Consider the following 15,857-nt stretch of genomic DNA (forward strand, 5'->3'; position numbering starts at 1 on the left):
CTCACCGGTCAGCCGGCTCCGCCGCCGTCCGGGCCGGTCATCCGGCGGTCCAGGACCGTGGCCAGCCGCGCGCCTCCGGCGCCGTCGGGCTCGGCGCGGTGGAGCGTCAGAGCGGCCTCGCGGCCGCGCAGCGTCAAAGTCATCAGCTGGTTGCCGAACCACGGTCCGCCGGCCTTCCGCCAGCTCACCGGTGACCGCCGGACCCGCCCGTGCCGGGCCAGGACGCGCCCCAGCAGGCGGCCCGCGCGGCTCCAGCCGAAGCGGAAACCGAGCTTGATCGCCGCCGGGACGCTGTTGTGCAGCGGGGAGCAGGTCAGCTGGAACACCCGGGCCGAGGGCCGGGCCGCTGCGTCCGGCCCGGCTCCGCCCGCACCGCCGGGCGCCTCCGTCCACCGCGGCTCGGCGATGTACGCGTGGTGGACGTCGCCCGAGAGGACGCAGACCGTGGCCGGCGCCTCCGGACCGCCGCCCGCGCGGGCGATCAGCTCGGTCAGCGCCTCGAAGGAGGCCGGGAAAGCGGCCCAGTGCTCCAGGTCCGCGCCCTGCCGCACCTTCTCGCCCCAGCGGGCCCAGCGGGAGCCGCGCTCCCCGCCGCACAGGGCCGCGTTCCACTGCTCGGTGTCGTGGATGGCGGGCGGCAGCAGCCAGGGCAGCGAGGTGCCGATCAGCAGATGGTCGCGCGAGCCGGGGTCGGCCAGCGCCTGTTCGCGCAGCCAGTCGGACTCGCCCTTGCCGAGCATCGCGCGCCGCTGCTCGGGCAGGACGCGGGCGGCGCGGGTGTCGACCATCAGGAGCCGGGTCCGGCCGAGGTCGCGGCGGTAGCTCCAGCGGACGTGGGTGGGGTCGGCGTAGGCGGCGGCCGCGAACTCCCGTACGAGCGCGGTGCCGTCGGGTGCCTCCCGTACGGCGGTGAAGAGCGGGTCGGCCGCCAGTTCGGCGGGGGAGAGGTTCCCCAGGTGCTGGTAGACCCAGTAGGACATCAGTCCGGACAGCACCCGCTCGCGCCACCAGCCGGTGGCCTCCATCTCCGCCAGCCAGGCCTCGCTGGTGTTCCAGTCGTCTATGACGTCGTGGTCGTCGAAGATCATGCAGCTGGGGACGGTGGCCAGCAGCCTGCGCAGCTCGGGATCGGACCAGGACTCGTCGTAGAGGCGGGTGTACTCCTCGTAGTCCGCGACCTGGTCGCCCGGCGGCTCCTCCAGGCCGCGCCGTTCCGCGATCCACCGCCGGGTCGCCTCGGAGGTCTCGTCCGCGTACACCTGGTCGCCCAGGAGCAGCAGGACGTCCGGGCGTTCGGCGTTCGGATCGGCGGCCAGCCGGAGGGAGAGGGTGTCCAGCGCGTCCGGGCCCGGACCGGCGCCGGCGGTGGCGGACGGCGGGGCGGCCCAGCGGCAGGAGCCGAAGGAGACGCGGAGGGGGGCGCCGTCCGCGCCGTCGGTGCCGGGACGCGGAAGGGTGCGGATGACGGGGGCGGGCTCGCCACCGCCGGGCGGGGGCCAGACCTGGCGGCCGTCGAGCAGCACCCGGTACGGGGTGGTGCTCTCCGGGGCCAGGCCGGTGACGGTCACCAGCGCGTAGTGGTGGCCGCCGACCCGCCAGCTCCGGGCCCTGCCGCCGGGCGCCGCCGGGGGTGCCGTGCCACCGGGTACGGCCGCTCCCGCGAGGGGTGCGCCGCCCGCGAGGGGTGCGCCGCCCGCGAGGGGTGCGCCGCCCGCGAGGGGTGCGCCGCCCGTGCCGGGTGCGCCGCCCGCGGCACGCGCGTCCTCCGCCCCGCCGGTGCAGCGGACCTCCGCCTCGCACGGGCCGTCCGTCTCGACCCAGACCGTGGCGCTGTGCTCGTCCACGTACCGCAGAAGCGGGCCCAGCCGCAGTCCGGTCATGGTGATCGCCTCCCTCCGTCGTCCCGCAACGGTACGGAACGACGGAGGGAGGCGGGGAGTGCCGGGGGCGGCGGGTGGTCCGGCCCGGCGGCCGGCCGGGGCCCGGCGGGGTCCCCGGCCGTACCCGTCGCCGCCCAACCCCTGCCCGCCTGCGGGCTCTTGGGCGCCGGGCGGGTCAGCAGCCGTTCAGGACGCCGCTGAGCGCCGACTTCTCGGCGGAGTCGACCGAGAGGGCGTAGTAGTGCTTCACCTGGACCCACATGCGGGCGTACATGCAGTGGTAGCCGCTGCTCGGCGGCATCCACTCCGCGGGGTCCTTGTCCCCCTTGGACTGGTTCACGTTGTCCGTGACGGCTATGAGCTGGGCGCGGGTGAGGTCGTTGGCGAAGCCCTGCCGCTTGCTGGTGGTCCAGGAGGAGGCGCCGGAGCGCCAGGCCTCGGCGAGCGGCACGACGTGGTCGATGTCGACGTCGGAGGCGGCGGTCCACACGCCGCCGTCGTACGGGGAGCGCCAGGTGCCGCTGACCGCCGCGCAGGAGCTGTTCTGCTCGACGTTGGTGCCGTCGCGCTCGAGCACGACCTCGCGGGTGTTGCAGCTGCCGCTCTGGGTGCTCCAGTGCGGGAACAGATCGCGGCTGTAGCCGCTGCTGGAACCTTCCGCCCGGACCGTCAGCTGGGAGAGGTAGCTGCGGGCGGTGGAGGCGCTCGGCGGGGTGGGGGGCGCCGCCTGCGCGGAGGGGCCGCTGAGCAGCACCGTGCCGATCAGGGCGGTGAGCCCGGCGGCCAGGCCGGCGCGACGCGCGTAGACCGTGGCGCGCGGGGTGGGGGCGGAGTGGGTACGGGGCATGGGAACTCCCTGGGGATGGGGGGACGTTGGCCGGTGGGGATCGGCCACAGGCTGCCGCCGCCAGATGTCCTGGAGTGGGGCGCCGGGTTACAGATTGACGACATGAGCACGTCAGATCAAGGGTTTGACGTGTCCATACCCGGCGGCCGGGTGGACGAACAGGGGCACACCCGTGCGAGCGGGGCGCGGGCCCGTTCTAGGGTGGCCGCGTGCTCACCGCCGCCGACACCCTGCTCCCCGTCAACCCCGTGCTGGGGATCGTCCTCGCCGCCCTGCTCCTCGCGGCCGCCGCCGTCGCGGCCCTCGCCCGGCTCGCCGGCCCGGACGGCCGCGGCTACGCCCGTGCCGTCGTCACCGCGGGGCTGCGGGCCGCGGTACAGCTCGCCGCCGTCTCGTACCTCATCGGCTGGGTGGTCCGCGCGGTGCCCCTGCTGCTCGGCTTCGTCGCGCTGATGTTCGGGGTGGCGGTCTGGACGGCGGGCCGCCGGGTGACCCGTAACCGCACCTGGTGGTGGGCCGCCCTGCCGGTCGGCGCCGGGGTGGTGCCGGTGGTCGCCGTGCTGCTGGTCACCGGGCTCGTCCCGCTCAAGGGCATCGCCCTCATCCCCGTCAGCGGCATCCTCATCGGCGGCGCGCTGACCGCCACGGTGCTCGCCGGCCGGCGGGCCCTCGACGAACTGCGCACCCGCCACGGGGAGGTGGAGGCCGGGATGGCGCTGGGGCTGCTCGTGCGCGAGGCCCGGCTGGAGATCGCCCGGCCCGCCGCCTCCGACGCCCTGCTGCCGGGGCTGGACCAGACGCGGACGGTGGGCCTGGTCACGCTGCCGGGCGCGTTCGTCGGCATGCTGCTGGGCGGGGCGTCACCCGTCATGGCCGGGGCCGTCCAGCTGTTCGTCCTGGTCGCGCTGGTGGCGGTGCAGGTGGTGGCGGTGGCCCTGGTGCTGGAGCTGGTCGCCCGCGGACTCCTGCACCGGGACGGGGAGCGGGCGGAGCGTCGCGCAGGCTGAAACGCGCGTCTGAAGGGCTTCGAGCTCTTGACCAAACCATCAGTGAATCTCAGTCTTTCTCATCCGCTATCTTGATCGCGTGAAGCTTTCCGAGTGGGCGGCACGCAACGGCGTGCACTACCAGACCGCGTGGGCGTGGGCTAAAGAGGGCCGTATGCCGGTCCCGGTACGCCAGACGCCTTCCGGTACATGGCTGGTCGACGAGCCCGCCCCGGAGGCGTCCGGCCGGGTCGTGGCGTACTGCCGGGTCTCGTCGGCGGATCAGAAAGTGGACCTTGACCGGCAGGTGACCCGGGTAGTCCAAGGGGCCACCGGGCTCGGCTTGTCGGTCGCGGAAGTCGTGACCGAGGTCGGTTCGGGGCTGAACGGGCGGCGGCGCAAGCTGCACCGGGTGCTGTGCGACCCGCAGGCGGCGGTGATCGTGGTCGAGCACCGTGACCGGCTGGCCCGGTTCGGTGTCGAGCATCTCGAAGCGGTCCTGTCGGCGTCCGGGCGGCGTCTGGTCGTCCTCGACCCCTCCGAGACCGCTGACGACCTGGTGCGGGACATCACCGAGGTACTCACATCGATGTGTGCCCGCTTGTATGGGCGGGGGGCGGCGAAGACCCGGGCCGCCCGCGCAGTGGCCGTGGCGACCGGCGGGGCCGCCGAGTGAAGAAATTCCGGCCGCAGCCCGGGTTCGTGGTGCAGGCGTTCCGGTTCGCCCTGGACCCCAATGCCGCCCAGGAGGCCGCGCTGCGCTCACACTGCGGCGGAGCGCGTACCGCGTACAACTGGGCGGTCGGCTGGGTCGAGGCGTCGTGGTGGCAGCGCAAGGCCGAGGAGTCCTACGGCATCCCCGCGACGGAGTTGACGCAGTGGCGGCCGTGGTCGCTGCCCGTCCTGCGGAAGGCGTTCAACCAGGCCAAGACGACCGATCCGAGGTTCGCCGCCCGGTGGCAGGGGAACTCCAAAGAGGCGTACAACACCGGCCTGGCGAATGCGTCGGCCGCGTTCGACAACTACGCCAAGTCCAAGAACGGCAAACGGCGCGGCAAGCGCATGGGTACCCCCCGGTTCAAGTCGAAGCGGAAGGCGCGTCTTGCCTGCCGGTTCACCACCGGCACGATCCGCGTCGACACCGACGGCCGGCACGTCACCCTGCCCCGGCTCGGGACGATCTGCGTCCATGAGCCCACCAGCGCTCTCCTGGCCCGCGTTGAGGCCGGGACGGCCCGCATCCTGTCCGCGACCGTCCGGCACGAACGCGGACGCTGGTTCGTCTCCTTCCAGGCCGAGGTCAAACGCGACCTCGAACGGGTGGCCCGCCCGGACGTGGCGGTCGGCATCGACCTCGGCGTGAAGAGCCTCGCGGTCATGGCCGACTCGACGGGCGAAATCCGCACCGTCGCCAACCCCGGGCACTACGACGCCGCGCGCAAGCAACTGCGCCGTGCCTGCCGGACCGTGTCCCGCCGTCAGGGCCCCGACCGGCGCACCGGACAGAAGCCGTCGAAGCGGTGGGAGAAGGCCAACGCCCAGCGCAACAAGCTTCACCACCGGGTGGCGAACCTCCGCCAGGACGCCCTGCACAAGATCACCACGCAGGTGGCGGCCGAGTACGGCACGATCGTGGTCGAAGACCTCAACGTTGCCGGGATGCTCCGCAACCGGCGCCTGGCCCGCCGTATCGCCGACGCCGGATTCGGCGAGATCCGCCGCCAACTCAACTACAAGACCCGCCGGCGCCACGCCACCCGCCTGGTGGTGGCCGACCGCTGGTACCCCTCCTCCAAGACCTGTTCCGGGTGCGGCGCGGTGAAAGCCAAGCTGCCGCTGCACGTGCGGACCTACGCATGCGACGCCTGTGGCCTGGTCATCGACCGGGACGACAACGCCGCACTCAACCTCGCCGCCCTCGCAGCCGCGGCCCGCACGACTGGTACCGGAGTGGCCGGAGACCAGGACACCCCCAAGCCGGTGTCGAAGCCTCGTGGAGCCGACCAGAAGACCCGCGCCACCCGCACCCGCCGCAAGGCGAGCGCGGGGCGGGCAGGTGGCGCAACCCTGCCGCACCAGCGGCAGACAGAAGCGAGAGACCGTACCCAAGCCGAAGCCTTCACGCTCTGGTGATGTGACGGATCTTCTGGGCCGAAATACTTGGAATGCTGAGAGCCGCTGAGGCTCTGAGTAACGGAGTAGCTCTTCGCCGGACAACAACAACACCGAGACCGACCGTCGACATACTGCCCGGCCGCCTCTCGCGGCCGGGCCGGCGCCCGGAGGCAGGCGGTGCGCGGTGGCGCGCCGTCCGCCCAGCGAGACCTTCGGCCGCAGTGTCCAGACGCTGCCGGGCCGAAGCGACCCCTGAAACACAGCCAGGTCATCGGTCGGGCAGCCCGGGCAACCGATCGACAGAGGGAAACACCGCTGTGCTCAGCATTGGCACCATCGCACTCGTCTTCGGCGTCGTCTTCCTCGCCGAACTGCCCGACAAGACCGCGCTCGCCGGTCTCCTGCTCGGCACCCGCTACCGCGCCTCGTACGTCTTCGCGGGCGTCGCCGCCGCCTTCCTCGTCCATGTGGTGCTCGCCGTCGCCGCCGGCAGTGTGCTCACGCTGCTGCCGCAGCGGATCGTGCAGGCCGTGGTGGGCGTGCTCTTCCTCGCGGGGGCCGCGGTCCTGCTCTTCAAGAAGGGCGGTGACGAGGACGGGGAGAAGAGCGCCGAGCCGGGCGGCCAGAGCTTCTGGAAGGTCTCCGGCGCCGGCTTCACGCTGATCCTGGCCGCCGAGTTCGGCGATCTCACCCAGATCATGACCGCCAACCTGGCCGCCCGCTACGACGACCCGCTGTCGGTCGGCATCGGCGCGGTACTGGCGCTGTGGGCGGTGGCGGGCATCGGCATCCTCGGCGGCCGCACCCTGATGAAGTACGTGCCGCTGCGGCTGATCACCAAGGTCGCGGCGGCGGTCATGCTCGCGCTCGCGGTGTTCAGCCTGTACGAGGCCGCGACGGGCTGACGGCCCGTGGCCGCCGGCGGCCGGGCGGGTGATCCGTGCCGCCGGCGGGACGGCCGGGGGGTCAGGCGCCGAAGGCCAGGACCAGCCCGGCGGTGTCCCCGGTGATCCGCACCTGCTCCAGGTCGGGTACGTGGACGGTCGGCTCGCAGGCGGCCGCGCGGGCGCCGACGCCGACCACCCGCATCCCGGCCGCGCGGGCCGCCGCGATGCCCACCTCGGAGTCCTCGAAGGCCACACAGTCCTCGGCGTCGAAGCCCAGCTCGGCGGCGGCCTTGAGGAAGCCCTCCGGGTCCGGCTTGCTCGCGCCCACGCATTCGGCGGTGACGCGCACCGGTGGCGACGGCAGCCCGGCGGCCGCCATCCGGGCGGTGGCCAGCCCGCTGTCGGCGGAGGTGACCAGGGCGTGCGGCAGTCCGCGGAGCGCCGCCATCAGGGCGGCGGCGCCGGGCACCGGGACGACCCCGTCCATGTCGGTGGTCTCCCGGTCGAGCATCCGGCGGTTGTCCGCGTGGTTGAGGGCCGCCGGACGGTCCGGAAGGAGCAGCGCCATGGTGGCGTGGCCCTGCCGGCCGTGCGCGTGCCGCATGACGTGGTCGCCGTCGAGGCCCTGCTCCGCCGCCCACTGCCGCCAGCACCGCTCGACCACCGCGTCGGAGTTGACGAGGGTGCCGTCCATGTCGAGGAGGACGGCGCGGGCGGAGAGGGGCGCGGCGGGGATGGCCGTCATGGGCTGCTCCTGGGCGCGGGGCGTGCGAAGGGGGAAACCGGAGAACCGGAGAAGGGGGACCGGGAAACCGGGAAACAAGGCGGCTCCGCCCGCCGGTCAGGGAACACGGGCGGAACCACTTTGTTCCACAACCATACAAAACACGGGACCAAGACGCCAGCCCCACCGGGAAACGGATGTGAATCCGCAGGTGGCGGCCGGTGAGTGAGGGGCGGCGACCGAGGGCCGGTGACCCGTGCCGTGTCACGTTCGCGGCGGACAGGACGGTACGGAGCGGGACGGCACGGGGCCGGGGGCGGGGCGGCCGGCCCCGGCCGGTGCTGTGGTGGAGGTGGAGTGCGTGAGGTGGGGTGCCGGCGGCTCCCCGGCCGGCCGGCGCGGGCCGGGAGTGGGCGTCCGCCGTACGCCGAGCGGGCCGCCCGGCGAGCGGGAGCGGTCGGCGGGCACGAACGAGCGGGAGCGGTCGGCGGGTCCCGCCGCGTGGCTACACCTGGGTGCGGCTCTCCAGGGAACTGCGGGTGGCCGGTCCGTAGACCCCCTGCGGGTCGCCCTCGACGCCGAACATGTTCTGGTAGCGGCTGATGGCCCGGACCTCGTTCCCGTTGTACTGGCCGTCCTCCTCCACCTTCAGCGAGCGGCCGATCTGGTTCAGCCGCCGCTGCATCTCCAGGACCTCCGCTCCGGACATCCCCTTGCTGAGAACCGGTGCCGGTTCGGGGCGGGGCGTCTCGTCCAGGGTCTCGGCGCCCTCGTCCGCCGTCCGGTCGGCTTCCGGCGCCTTGGAGGCCGGGGACGTCACGGCGGACGGGGACCGGGTCGGCGTGGCGGACGCGGGGCCGGTGGCCGGGGCCGAGGCCGAGGGCCGGCCGCTGCCCGTCCAGGCGTCGCCGGTGGGCAGGACGGCGGTGGGGGCCCGGGGTGTCTCGTCCGGCAGCGCGCGGTCGCTCTCCTCGCTGCCGCCGGACAGGCCGGCGGCCAGGACACCGGCGCAGACGGCGGCCACCGCCACGGCGGTGGCCGTGACGGCCGCCACGCGGCGACGGCGCTGCCGGCGGTCCGCCCGCCGGTCGGCCCGTGGATACCCCGGTCCGTGGGGGTCCCGGCGTCCGTGCCCGGCCGGCGCCTCCGGCGCGGCGGGGGTGGCGGTGCCGAAGAGGCCCAGATCCTCCTCGCGGGGGCCGGAGGCCGGGTACTCCGGCAGGGCCACCAGCGAGGCCGCCGGGTGGACGGGGCGGAGGGGCATCGTGGCGCCGTCATCGCCCTCCCGGTCCCGGTCGCGGTCCCGGTCCGGGTTTCGTGGACGTCTCGGGGCCGGGTCGGTTCCGGCGTTCGCGCGCGCCGGGCTGTCCGCGGAGGCCGGGTCCGGCCCCGCGGCCGAAGCGGCAGGGCCGTACGGCGGGAATCCGCTGCCGCCCTCCTCCGGACCGCGCCCGCCCTCTCCGTCCAGGGGCTCCCCGGAGGCCGTGGTCCCGGACGGGAACCCGCCGGCCGGGCGGGGTGACGGACGGGCCGACGGCTCATGGGGCGGCGGGGCGGAGTCCCCGGCCGCGGAGGCCGCCCGCCCCGCGCAGTCGCAGCCGAGGCCGAGGCCGTCGGCCCGTGTCCGCTCCAGCCCGCAGACCGGGCAGAGATGTGCCGTCACCTGATGGATCCCCTCATCGCAGTGGGAGCGATTATGCAGACAGTGGTGTGAAGGGGAACGGACAGGTCCTCATCGGGGTGCTTCCCTCAGGGGGCATAGGCCGCGAAACGGGCCGTACGGGACGTCCTCGGGCCCGCGCGGGGGGCTTCTCCGCAGTCTGCGTACCGCTCCGCCGAGTTCGCCGAGTTCGCCGCGTCCGCCGAGTCCGCCGAGTTCGCCGAGTCCGCCGAGCTCCGCCGGTCTCTGCGGACCCGGCGGCCGCTGGGGCACCACGGCACGGGCCGCACGGACGCCGCCCCTGCCTGCTCCGTCCCGGGGCCTGTCCAGACCCTCACGCCGGGTCGGGCCGCGCGTCCGGTGCCGTGCCCCGCACGGCGCGGGGCCGCCCCGCGCACGGGGCGCGTACGCGGCATGGCCGGCGGTGCGGCGAGGCGCGGTGCCGGGTGCCGTGGCCCGGGGAGCGGCGGGCCGGTCCTACGGCTCCTCGGTGCGCTCCTCCAGGGAGCGGCGGGTGGCCGGTCCGTAGACGCCTCTCGGATCGCCCTCGACGCCGTTCCAGCGCTGGTAGCTGTCGACCGCCCGCTCGTCCTGGTCGTCGTAGCTGCCGTCCTCGTCCACCGTGCTGAACAGGCCCACCTGGTTGAGGCGCTGCTGCATCTCCAGGACCTCCGGTCCCGACATCCCCTTCTGCAGGACCGGCGGATCGTTCTGTCCGGAGCCGGACCCGGAGCCGTCGCCCGGCTCGTCCGGGGCGTCCGAGACGGAGCCCGACGCCCGGGTGGGCTCCGGGGTGCCGTCCGGCGCCGCCGCACCCGCCGTCCCCGACGGGCTCGCGGACGGGGACGAGCCCGTGGCCGAGGCCGACGGGGAGCCGCCGTTGGCGGAGACGGAGGCCGAGGGCGAGGCCGAGGTGCTCGCCGACGGGCCGTTTCCGTCGGTGGGGAGCACGGCCGTGGGCGTGAGGCTGTTCTCGTTCGGTGCCGCGCGGTCCTCGTTGTCGCCGCCCAGCAGCCCGGTGCCGAGGACCCCGGCGCAGACGGCGACCACCGCCGCGGCCGCTCCGGCGATCACCGCCGTACGGCGGCGGCGCCCGCTGCGGCCCGGCCCGGGGCGGCCGGAGTCCTCCGGTCCGCGGTCCGCGAAGGCGTCGTCGTGGAAGAGCCCCAGGTCCTCGGCGCGGGGGTGGGAGTCCGCGCCCCGGTCCGCGCCGGCCGCAGGGGTGAGCGGGGAGAGGGGGCGGGTGGTGTCCGGGGCGTCGTCCTCCCCGGCCGGGCCGCCGGTTTCCGGCGCGGCACCCGGGCCGGCTCCCGAGTCGCCCGGCCGGTCCGGGCCCGCCGGGCGGCCGGTGGCGTCGAACCGGGGGAGCGCGGTGGTCGGGGCCGCCGGGTCGGCGGGCTGTTCCGCGGCCGTACCGGCGGAGGCGGCGGAGCCCGGCGCGGACCGGCCGGTCCCGGGGCCGTCACCGGGCGGGCCCGCTCCGGCCGGGCCGCCGGTGCCGTCGGGCCCGCCGGTGTTCCCCGGTGCCGGATCGGCGGGCGGCGAGCGGAACAGCGTGTCCCAGCCGGTGCCGGATCCGGGAACCGCGGCCGGACCGGGCCCGGATTCCGGAGAGAAGGCGGACGGCGCGGGGGACGCGGCGGCGGGCTCCGGGCCGGAGGCCCCGCCGGCGGACCGGTCCGGGGCACCGTCCGGTTCCCGGGCCGCCGCGGAGTTCTCCCCCGGCGATCCCTCCGCCGGTGAGTCCGGCGCCGCGGCGTCCGGCGCGGCGGCGGGGCCCGCGGCCGGGGGCTGTTCCGGCCCGGGCGCCGGCGCCGGTGCCGGTTCGCGCAGTTCCACGTACGGCCGGATGCGCAGCGGGTCGAAATCCTCGGCGGCGGCGGCCTCCCGGGCCGCGCACGCGCAGCCGGGCCGGCCGTCCCGATGCCGTGCCGCCCCGCAGTCCGGGCAGACGTATGCCGTCACGGTGGGTCCCCTCCCTCGCGTGGGAGCGATTATGCAGACAGTTGTGCGAAGAGCACAGCCAGGGCCCCGCCGACGGTCCCTTCCGGCGGGCCATACCCCGGCAAAACCGCCAGGATGGGACGCGGAGCCGCGGGAACGCGCGGACACGCACGGCAAGCCGCCGGGCCGCGGGCGACCGGCGGCGGGAGCAGGCCCGAACCGAGGAGGCGTCCATGGCCGAGGACGCGGCCCCACGCCCGAAAGGAGCGGGACGGGACGGCGGACCCGGCGCGCCCCGGGCCCTCCGCGCCCCCGGCGGAACCGCGGCGCCGGGGACGCCCGCGGCCGTCCGGGCGGCGGACTCGGATGCCACCGCCCCGGTACCCGCCGGCGCACCCGGGCCCGGGGAGGACCTGCCCCGGCGCACCGTGCGCCTGGCGATCGGCGCACTGCTGTTCGGCATGCTGCTCGCCGCCCTCGACCAGACGATCGTCGCCACCGCCCTGCCCGTCATCGTCAGCGAACTCGGCGGCCTGGACCACCTGTCCTGGGTCGTCACGGCCTATCTGCTCGCGGCCACGGCCGCCACCCCGCTCTGGGGCAAGCTCGGTGACCAATACGGCCGGAAGCGGCTCTTCCTGCTCGCCATCGGCATCTTCCTGGTGGGCTCCGCGCTCTGCGGGATCGCCCGGGACATGCCGCAGCTGATCGTCTTCCGCGCGCTCCAGGGGCTCGGCGGCGGCGGGCTGATGGTGCTCTCCATGGCCATCACCGGCGACATCGTCCCGCCCCGTGAACGCGGCCGCTACCAGGGCCTGTTCGGGGCGGTGTTCGGCGCGGCCAGCGTGCTGGGGCCCCTGCTCGGCGGCCTCTTCACGGAACAGCTCAGCTGGCGCTGGGTGTTCTACGTCAACCTCCCGATCGGCCTGGTCGCGCTGTTCGTCATCGCCGCCGTCCTGCACATCCCGGCGCGCCCCGTCCGGCACACCATCGACTACTCCGGCATCCTCCTGATCGCCGCCGTCGCGGCCGTGCTGGTCCTGCTCTCCTCACTCGGCGGCACCGTCTGGCCCTGGGTCTCCTGGCGGGTCGCCGGGCTCGCCCTGCTCGGCGCCGTCCTCCTGGCCGCCTTCACGGCCGTGGAACGGCGGGCCGTGGAACCCGTCCTGCCGCTCGGCCTGTTCCGGATCCGCACCTTCACCCTCGGATCGGTCATCGGCTTCGTCGTCGGCTTCGCGATGTTCGGGACGATGATCTATCTCCCGACCTTCCTCCAGGTCGTACGGGGTCTCAGCCCCACCGCCTCCGGGGTCCGGATGCTCTGGATGGTCGCCGGGCTGCTGATCGCCTCGACCGTCTCCGGCCAGCTCGCGAGCCGCACCGGGCACTGGAAGGTCTTCCCCGTCGCGGGCTGCGCGGTCACCACCCTCGGGCTGCTGCTCCTGCACCGGATCGACCGGTTCAGCCCCGGCTGGGAGATCAACGTCTCCTTCACCGTCTTCGGGCTCGGCCTCGGCCTCGTCCTGCAGATCGTGGTGCTCGCCGTGCAGAACGCCGTCGGCTACGAGGACCTGGGCGCCGCCACCTCCGGCGCGACCTTCTTCCGCTCCATCGGCGCCTCCTTCGGGGTCGCCGTCTTCGGCACGGTCTTCGCCGGCCGGCTGGGCGACCGGCTCACCGCCCTGCTCGCGGACGAGCGCCTGCCCGCCGGAGCCGGGCCCGCCGACCTGGCCTCCGATCCGCGCACCATCGACCTGCTCCCGGCGCGGCTGCGCCCGGAGGTCCTGGACGCCTACTCCGCGTCGATCACCGACGTGTTCCTCTTCGCGGCCCCCGTCACCTTCGGGGCGCTCGTGCTGGCCGTCCTGCTCAAGGAGGAACCGCTGCGCGGCTCCGTCACCACCCCCGACATGAGCGAGACCTACGCGAGCAACCCGGTGGAGCGCTCCTCCCACGACGAGGTGGCCCGCGCCCTCTCCGCCCTCGGCGCCCGCGAGGGATGCCACGGCCTCTACGAGGACATCACCGCCCGGGCCGGCTACAGCCTCGACCCCGCCGCGAGCTGGCTGCTGCTCCGCGTCCGGCGCGAGGGCGGGGCCGACCCGGCGGTGCTCGCCGGGCGCGGCACCCTGCCGCTGAGCGTGCTCACCTCGGCCGTGCGGCAGATCGAGGGCCGCGGCCTGGCGGTCCGGGACGGGCTGCCGCTGCGGCTGACCGCCCGGGGGCGGAAGGTCGCCGGCCGGCTCGCCGCGGCCCGCGAGGAGCATCTGGCGGCGCTGCTCGGCGACTGGTGGGGGCCGGACCGGCCGCGGGACCTGGAGGAGGTGGTCCGGGAGCTGAGCGCGGAACTGTGCGGTTCGGACGAGGAGTGGCCGTACGACGACGGCGGGCCGCGGCACGGCGGGCACCGGCGCCGGCACGGCGAGGGACACGGTGTCCGGCACCGCGCGGACGCCGGGGCCGGGGCGGGGCCGCACCCGGGCTGAGCGCGGTTGCGGCGGCCGGACGCCCCGCGCGGTTCAGCCGAGGTGCTTGGCGAACCAGTGCTCGGCGTACGGGTCGTCGTTGTAGGCGGGAATCTCCGTGTAGCCGTGCCCGGCGTACAGCGCCCGCGCCTCGACGAGGTCGTGCCGGGTGTCGAGGACGATCCGCTCCGCGCCCAGTCCCCGGGCCGCCGCCTCCACCGCCCCGAGCAGGGCGCCTCCGCCGCCGCTGCCCCGCGCCTCCGGGCGGACGTAGAGGCGCTTGAGTTCCGCCGTGCCCGGCCGCAGCAGGCGCAGCCCGCCGCAGCCGGCCGGCTCGCCGCCGAGACGGGCGACGAGGAAGACGCCCGCCGGCGCGGTGAGGTCGTCGCTGTGGTGTTCGACGAGCCCTTCGTCGATCTCGGCGTCCGTCACGGCGCGCCCGTAGTACCGGCCGGCGACCTCGGCGTAGTAGGCGCGCAACAGCCGCCCGGCGACGGGTGAGCCGACGGGTTCGGGGGAGACGGTCCAGGGGGCGACGGGGCGGGTTCCGGTCCAGGTCATGGGTGCATTCTGTGACGGTCCCGGGGCCGGGTGCAGCTCAATTTCCGTGTCCCTCGGCCGCTTTGACAGCGTTTGCGGCCCGTGTCCGGGGCAACACGCCGTGATGAAAGCCTCGCACGAGGGGAGCTCAGCGAAAGGCACGACATGTCCACAGGCGTGATCATCATCTTGGCCGTGGCGGCTCTCGTCATCGTCGCGCTCGTGCTCGCCCCGCGCGTCATGCAGAGCGGCGGTGGCGGCCTGAAGCGCCGGTTCGGTCCCGAGTACGAGCGCACGGTGGCCCGCCACGACGGCGACCGTAAGGCCGCGGAACGGGAACTCTCCGAGCGGCTGCGGCGCCACGGCGATCTGCGGACACGCCCGCTGAGCGCCGAGGCCCGCGAGCAGTACGTGGCCCGCTGGGCCGGCGTGCAGGAGCAGTTCGTCGACTCGCCCGCGCGGGCCGTCGACGCTGCGGAGCGGCTGCTGGGCGAACTGATCCGCGAACGCGGCTTCCCGGCCGACGAGTTCGACGAGCAGGTCGCGGCCCTGTCGGTGCACCACGGCGAGCACGTCGACGGCTACCGGCACGTGCACGCCGTCGCCGCACGGGCCCGCGAGGGCCGGGCGGAGACCGAGGAACTGCGCGAGGCCGTGGTCCACGCCCGCGCGCTCTTCGAGGAACTGGTCAGCACACACCCGCAGGACAACGCGCGGCACCGGGCCCACGACCGCGGCGCCGAGCGGCACGGCACGCGCACCCCGGCCGCCGGGAGCGGCAAGCAGCGGCTCGCCGACCGGCTGCACGGCCCCTGGGCCGCCCGGCACCACACCGGAACGACGAAGGGCGGTGCGTGATGGCGCATCTCGGCAGGAACAAGCACGAGCACGACCAGGGTGACGGCTACGAGCGGGGTCCCGGCTCCCACCCGGACCCGGCCGTGACGGGCGGCCCCGGGCGGACACCGGCCGGGCGGCCCGCGGGCGACGGCGGCGCCGCCGGCTTCCCGGCCGGCGCGGCGGCCCCGGAGGCCACGGGACACCCGGGCGGCCCGGCGGACCCCGTCCCCCCGTCCGACCCCTCCGGCGCGGCGACCACGGCGGCCCCCGCCACCTCGGCGGCCCCGTATGCCCCGCCGGCCCCGGGCGGCGAAGCGGCCCCGGTGGACCCGGCGACCGGCCTTCCGGCCCGCTCGTACCCCATCCCGGGGGAGCACGTGGGAGACCCCGGCGGAGACACCGCGCACCACGGCGGTGCGACGGCCGGCGAGAGCTCCGTCCCCGGCGGCGGCGCGTCGTACAACGACGGCGCGGCGTACGGCGCGTCGTACGGCGAGGTCCCGGCCCACGGCGACGGCGCGGCGCACCGCGGTGACACCGCTGTCCTGTCCGCGGCCGCGCCCCTGCTGCCGCAGCGCGAGTGCGACCGGCTCTCGGAGCGGCTCCAGCACACGGTGACGGGCTTCGTCGACAGCCCCCGGGAAGCGGTCCGCGAGGCCGACGCCCTGTTCGAGGAGGCCGCGGAGAACGTCGCGAAGGCTCTGAGCGAGCAGCGCCGCAAGCTGCGCGGCGCCTGGGAGCACAACGGCGGCAGTGGCAGCGGCAACGGCAAGGGCCGGGACGCGCACCTCGACACCGAGGAACTGCGCACCGCCCTGCGCGACTACCGCGACCTGACGGAGCGTCTGCTCCGAGTCTGAACCACCCGCCGCACCACCGCACCGCCGCGACGGGCACACGACCCCGTGGAGACGTCCGTCGGGGAGCAGGAGCCGGTACGGCCCCGCAAGGCCCCGGAAGCCACGGCTT

Annotated in this window: 13 protein-coding genes; 7 read left to right on the forward strand and 6 right to left on the reverse strand. The window is 75.4% G+C overall.

Annotation, left to right across the window (positions count from 1 at the left end; translation table 11 throughout):
* Nucleotides 1–8: 8 nt before the first annotated feature.
* On the reverse strand, nucleotides 9–1,880 hold the full coding sequence (locus SXIN_RS22980; RefSeq protein ID WP_095757445.1) for an alkaline phosphatase D family protein: 1,872 nt from the start codon (nucleotides 1,878–1,880) through the stop codon (nucleotides 9–11).
* Nucleotides 1,881–2,055: 175 nt separating this feature from the next.
* Entirely contained in the window at nucleotides 2,056–2,727 is a 672-nt protein-coding gene (locus tag SXIN_RS22985; RefSeq protein WP_019709297.1) for an HNH endonuclease family protein, read from the reverse strand.
* Nucleotides 2,728–2,936: 209 nt separating this feature from the next.
* On the opposite strand from SXIN_RS22985, the gene SXIN_RS22990 reads away from it, so the two are divergent.
* From SXIN_RS22990 to SXIN_RS23005, 4 genes are all read left to right on the forward strand, one after another.
* Nucleotides 2,937–3,734, forward strand: a complete 798-nt coding sequence (locus tag SXIN_RS22990; protein ID WP_019709298.1) for an ABC transporter permease — start codon at nucleotides 2,937–2,939, stop codon at nucleotides 3,732–3,734.
* A 79-nt stretch (nucleotides 3,735–3,813) separates the two neighbouring features.
* Entirely contained in the window at nucleotides 3,814–4,389 is a 576-nt protein-coding gene (locus SXIN_RS22995; RefSeq protein WP_039821518.1) for an IS607 family transposase, read from the forward strand.
* Nucleotides 4,386–5,846: an IS607 family element RNA-guided endonuclease TnpB gene (gene tnpB, locus SXIN_RS23000; RefSeq protein WP_019709300.1), complete on the forward strand. Its 1,461-nt coding sequence runs from the start codon at nucleotides 4,386–4,388 to the stop codon at nucleotides 5,844–5,846. Before SXIN_RS22995 ends, tnpB begins: the two co-directional genes overlap by 4 nt.
* Nucleotides 5,847–6,145: 299 nt before the next feature.
* Nucleotides 6,146–6,733 (forward strand): TMEM165/GDT1 family protein, encoded by a 588-nt coding sequence (locus tag SXIN_RS23005; protein ID WP_019709301.1) that lies wholly within the window; start codon nucleotides 6,146–6,148, stop codon nucleotides 6,731–6,733.
* Nucleotides 6,734–6,794: 61 nt separating this feature from the next.
* Here the strand turns inward: SXIN_RS23005 and SXIN_RS23010 are convergent, their stop codons facing one another.
* The 3 genes from SXIN_RS23010 to SXIN_RS23020 all read right to left on the reverse strand — a co-directional run bounded on the left by SXIN_RS23010 (nucleotide 6,795) and on the right by SXIN_RS23020 (nucleotide 11,064).
* Nucleotides 6,795–7,460, reverse strand: a complete 666-nt coding sequence (locus SXIN_RS23010; RefSeq protein WP_019706423.1) for an HAD-IA family hydrolase — start codon at nucleotides 7,458–7,460, stop codon at nucleotides 6,795–6,797.
* Between the two features lie 484 nt (nucleotides 7,461–7,944).
* Nucleotides 7,945–8,703 (reverse strand): peptidoglycan-binding domain-containing protein, encoded by a 759-nt coding sequence (locus SXIN_RS23015; RefSeq protein ID WP_157916334.1) that lies wholly within the window; start codon nucleotides 8,701–8,703, stop codon nucleotides 7,945–7,947.
* Between the two features lie 873 nt (nucleotides 8,704–9,576).
* Nucleotides 9,577–11,064, reverse strand: coding sequence for a peptidoglycan-binding domain-containing protein (locus SXIN_RS23020; protein WP_095757447.1), 1,488 nt, complete (start codon nucleotides 11,062–11,064; stop codon nucleotides 9,577–9,579).
* A gap of 212 nt (nucleotides 11,065–11,276) precedes the next feature.
* Between SXIN_RS23020 and SXIN_RS23025 the strand changes: the two genes are divergently transcribed.
* Entirely contained in the window at nucleotides 11,277–13,529 is a 2,253-nt protein-coding gene (locus SXIN_RS23025) for an MDR family MFS transporter (protein WP_095757448.1), read from the forward strand.
* Nucleotides 13,530–13,562: 33 nt separating this feature from the next.
* Here SXIN_RS23025 and SXIN_RS23030 read toward each other — a convergent pair whose 3' ends face one another.
* Nucleotides 13,563–14,069, reverse strand: a complete 507-nt coding sequence (locus tag SXIN_RS23030) for a GNAT family N-acetyltransferase (RefSeq protein ID WP_095757449.1) — start codon at nucleotides 14,067–14,069, stop codon at nucleotides 13,563–13,565.
* 144 nt (nucleotides 14,070–14,213) lie between these two features.
* On the opposite strand from SXIN_RS23030, the gene SXIN_RS23035 reads away from it, so the two are divergent.
* Both SXIN_RS23035 and SXIN_RS23040 read left to right on the forward strand, forming a co-directional pair.
* Nucleotides 14,214–14,906: a preprotein translocase subunit SecG gene (locus SXIN_RS23035; protein WP_095757450.1), complete on the forward strand. Its 693-nt coding sequence runs from the start codon at nucleotides 14,214–14,216 to the stop codon at nucleotides 14,904–14,906.
* A complete protein-coding gene (locus SXIN_RS23040; protein WP_157916335.1) occupies nucleotides 14,903–15,748 on the forward strand; it encodes a hypothetical protein in 846 nt (281 codons plus the stop codon). The genes SXIN_RS23035 and SXIN_RS23040 overlap by 4 nt, the downstream gene beginning before the upstream one ends.
* Nucleotides 15,749–15,857 lie beyond the last annotated feature (109 nt).

Origin of the sequence: Streptomyces xinghaiensis S187 (assembly GCF_000220705.2) — a bacterium.
In the GTDB taxonomy this organism is placed as follows: domain Bacteria; phylum Actinomycetota; class Actinomycetes; order Streptomycetales; family Streptomycetaceae; genus Streptomyces; species Streptomyces xinghaiensis.

What these genes read in the sequence shown, in the direction of transcription:
- SXIN_RS22980 (WP_095757445.1), bottom strand. Translation starts at nt 1,880, where the DNA reads ATGACCGGACTGCGGCTGGGCCCGCTTCTGCGGTACGTGGACGAGCAC.
- SXIN_RS22985 (WP_019709297.1), bottom strand. Translation starts at nt 2,727, where the DNA reads ATGCCCCGTACCCACTCCGCCCCCACCCCGCGCGCCACGGTCTACGCG.
- SXIN_RS23010 (WP_019706423.1), bottom strand. Translation starts at nt 7,460, where the DNA reads ATGACGGCCATCCCCGCCGCGCCCCTCTCCGCCCGCGCCGTCCTCCTC.
- SXIN_RS23015 (WP_157916334.1), bottom strand. Translation starts at nt 8,703, where the DNA reads ATGCCCCTCCGCCCCGTCCACCCGGCGGCCTCGCTGGTGGCCCTGCCG.
- SXIN_RS23025 (WP_095757448.1), top strand. Translation starts at nt 11,277, where the DNA reads ATGGCCGAGGACGCGGCCCCACGCCCGAAAGGAGCGGGACGGGACGGC.
- SXIN_RS23030 (WP_095757449.1), bottom strand. Translation starts at nt 14,069, where the DNA reads ATGACCTGGACCGGAACCCGCCCCGTCGCCCCCTGGACCGTCTCCCCC.
- SXIN_RS23035 (WP_095757450.1), top strand. Translation starts at nt 14,214, where the DNA reads ATGTCCACAGGCGTGATCATCATCTTGGCCGTGGCGGCTCTCGTCATC.